Source organism: Trinickia soli (assembly GCF_002879855.1).
In the GTDB taxonomy this organism is placed as follows: domain Bacteria; phylum Pseudomonadota; class Gammaproteobacteria; order Burkholderiales; family Burkholderiaceae; genus Trinickia; species Trinickia soli.
In genome coordinates this window covers 1-3,518 of sequence record NZ_PNYB01000054.1, presented here as the reverse complement: position 1 = coordinate 3,518, position 3,518 = coordinate 1, and the positions used below count along the sequence as shown (strand labels likewise).

Below are 3,518 nucleotides of genomic sequence, written 5' to 3'. Positions count from 1 at the left end.
AACAAGTTATGCCTGATGACCACAGCGAGTTGGTACCACCCCTTCCCATCCCGAACAGGACCGTGAAACGACTCCACGCCGATGATAGTGCGGATTCCCGTGTGAAAGTAGGTAATCGTCAGGCTCCCCTTGCCAGTCAGAGCTAGCGCGTTAGCGCTTACTCTGACCAATGCACCGCAAGTAGCACCCAAACCCCCGACAGTCATAGCGCTCTCGGGGGTTTGTGCTTTGGTGCCGCACAAGCCTCGCTCTTGCATCGCATCCTCATACCCACCCCCGACAGCGTCAACGCTCCCGGCGGTGGGTGCTTTGCGCACGCGAACAATTTAATGCCGCTCAAAAGCGGCTCGCCATTCCGTACGCAAAGCCGTTGAAACTACCAAAGCCGTAGCCGACGCGCGCCCGCCCCTGAGAGCCGATCCCATTGACACTAGCGCTTGATCCCCTCTGCCAGATATCGCTGAGCCAGGCGTACCCAATACGTGGTTCCCACGGGCAGTAGCTCGTCATTGAAGTCGTAGCTGGCGTTATGCAGCATGCAGGGCCCGGCGCCGTGGCCGGTGTCACGATGTCCTCCGTCGCCGTTCCCAAGGAAGGCATAACATCCTGGCTTCGCCTGCAGCATGAAAGCAAAGTCCTCGGCCCCCATCGTCGGTTCTGTCCGATCCTCGACGTTCTCGGCGCCCACGAGTTCCCGCATGACCTCGACCGCAAATCGCGTCTCATCGGCGCTATTGACCGTAGGCGGATAGTTGCGGTTGAACGAGACTGTTGCGGAACAATCGAATGCTGACGCTGTCGCCTCGGCGATTTTCACCATTTTCGATTCGATCAGATCGAGCGTCTCAGTCGTGAATGTACGCGCTGTACCCGCGAGCCACGCATCATTCGGAATCACATTCACTGCATCGCCCGCGTGAATTTGTGTAATCGATAGCACCGCGGTATCAATAGGTTTCTTATTGCGCGTAATGATGCTTTGCAATGCATTCCCAATTTGGATCGCTGCGAACACCGGATCGCGCCCATTGTGCGGCATGGCCGCATGCGCCCCGATCCCTTTCACATCGATACGGAATTCATTGCTGGACGCCATAATCGGCCCCTCTGTCACGCCGAATGTCCCTGCCGGCATTCCAGGCCAGTTGTGAATCCCGAAAACGGCATCAACGGGGAACTGCGTGAACAAACCGTCCTCGATCATGGCGCGCGCGCCGGCGCCGCCTTCCTCGGCCGGTTGGAAAATAAAGACAATCGTCCCGTCGAAATCGCCATGTTGCGATAGATATCTCGCAGCGCCGAGCAACATCGCCGTATGGCCATCGTGCCCGCAAGCATGCATTTTTCCCGGCGTCTGGGAGCGATGGGCGAACGTGTTGAGTTCTTGAATCGGTAACGCATCCATATCCGCTCGCAATCCGACGGACCTCATCCCCGTTCCGCGCTGCAACACGCCCACCACGCCTGTCTTACCTAGCCCGCGATGCACGCGGAGCCCCCACTTTTCGAGACACTGCGCGACGAGATCGGCCGTCTGCGTTTCTTCGTATCGGAGTTCGGGATGAGCGTGGATGCTTCGTCGGAGCGATTGGATTTCGTCTCGCGCGGCCAGGACTTCGGGAATGAGTTTCATGATGCGTTCGACTGTTGGATGTAGTTCGAGAATGTAGGACTGCCATCGAACGAACCATTCTACGCCGAACTGCCGATTGCCAAATTGGCGCGGCCCGTTGCCGCAAAAGGAATAAAATTGTCGGCCAGCCTCCCGCGTCAAAGCTTCCAACCGAACGCACACATGAATGCGCCCCTCGAATTCGCCCGCGCCGTTTGCCCGCACGATTGTCCCGATACCTGCGCCATGCGCGTCACCGTGGCCGATGGGCGCGCGATCAAAGTTGTCGGCGACCCCGGTCATGCTCCCACTCAGGGCGTGCTTTGCACGAAAGTCAGCCGCTACCCCGAGCGCGTGCATCATGAGCAGCGCCTGACGGTCCCACTGAAGCGCGTCGGCCGCAAAGGCGAAGGCCGCTTCGAGCCCATCAGCTGGGACGAAGCGCTCGCTTATGCCGCGCAGCGCCTTTTGCCGATCGTTCAGCAAGACCCCGAAGCGCTGTTGCCATACAGCTATGCCGGCACGATGGGCCTCGTTCAAGGCGAGAGCATCGCGCAACGCTTCTTTCACAAGCTCGGAGCGTCGCGGCTCGACCGCACGATTTGCTCGGCCGCCGGTATGGCGGGACTCAAATACACGTACGGCGGTGCGCTCGGGATGCACCTCGAATTTTTCGAGGAGAGCGAACTCATTCTCATCTGGGGCGCCAATCCGATCGTATCCAGCCTGCATTTTTGGACGCGTGCCCAAGAGGCCAAACGACGCGGCGCCCGACTCGTCGCTATCGACCCCTACCGGTCGCTCACGGCCGAAAAGTGTCATCAGCACATTGCCCTTCGCCCGGGTACCGACGCGGCCTTCGCGCTCGGGATGATGCACGTGCTGATCGCTGAGGATTTGATCGATCACGCGTACGTGGCCGAGCACACGGTCGGATTCGAGGCGTTGAAAGCGCGCGCTGCCGACTATCCGCCGGCGCGCGCGGCGCAAATCTGCGGCGTCGACGAAAAGGAACTGATCGAGCTCGCCCGCCTTTACGGCAAAACGCGCAAAGCGGCGATTCGTTTGAATTACGGCATGCAACGCGTACGCGGCGGAGCCAACGCCACGCGCGCGATCGCGTGCCTGCCGTCGCTGACCGGCGCGTGGCGCGATCGCGCGGGCGGTCTGCTGCTGTCGTCCTCAGGTTGGACGCCGTTCGATACGACCGCCCTGCAGCGGCCCGATTTGCTTCCCGGCTGGCCGAACAAGCTGCCGCGCATCATCAACATGAATGCGATCGGCGATGCCTTGCTGCACCAGGGCGACGCGAGCTTCGGCCCGAAGGTGCGGGCCGTCATCGTCTACAACTCGAATCCGGTCGCTGTCGCGCCCGACTCGGCCCGCGTCGCCGCCGGCTTCGCGCGTGAAGACCTCTTCACGATCGTCCTCGAGCATTTTCAGACAGACACGGCGGATTACGCCGACCTCGTTTTGCCGGCCACGACGCAGCTTGAGCATTTTGACGTTCATCGGTCTTATGGTCACACCTATGTGATGGTGAATCAGCCAGCGATTGCTCCCGTAGGCCAGGCACGCCCCAATACCGAGATTTTTCGCGCCCTCGCGCGGCACATGGGGCTGGACGATCCAGCGCTATTCGAAAGCGACGAATCAATCGGCCAAAGCGCGCTGCGCTGGGACGATCCGGCGCTCGCCGGCGTCGATTGGGCGAAACTGAACGAAACCGGTTGGGCGAAGCTGAACGTGGCGGACGCGCCGTTCGCCGAGGGCGGTTTTCGCACGCCATCGGGGAAATGTGAGTTCGTGAGTAGCTTGCTCGAGCGGGACGGCGTCGACCCGCTCCCCGACTATCTGCCGCCCTACGAGTCGGCCGACGGGGCGCCCGAGCTCGCCGCCCGCTATC

Annotated in this window: 2 protein-coding genes and 1 rRNA gene; 2 read left to right on the top strand and 1 reads right to left on the bottom strand. The window is 61.1% G+C overall.

Annotation, left to right across the window (positions count from 1 at the left end; all coding sequences use genetic code 11):
• Positions 1-11 precede the first annotated feature (11 nt).
• Positions 12-124, top strand: a 5S ribosomal RNA gene (gene rrf / locus C0Z19_RS27550).
• A gap of 306 nt (positions 125-430) precedes the next feature.
• Here the strand turns inward: rrf and C0Z19_RS27545 are convergent.
• The gene (locus C0Z19_RS27545; protein WP_102612993.1) at positions 431-1,633 is read right to left on the bottom strand and encodes a M20 aminoacylase family protein; all 1,203 of its coding nucleotides are present in this window, start codon (positions 1,631-1,633) and stop codon (positions 431-433) included.
• Between the two features lie 162 nt (positions 1,634-1,795).
• Between C0Z19_RS27545 and C0Z19_RS27540 the strand changes: the two genes are divergently transcribed.
• Positions 1,796-3,518: molybdopterin-dependent oxidoreductase (locus C0Z19_RS27540; RefSeq protein ID WP_102612992.1), on the top strand; the 1,723-nt coding region annotated here is incomplete at its 3' end.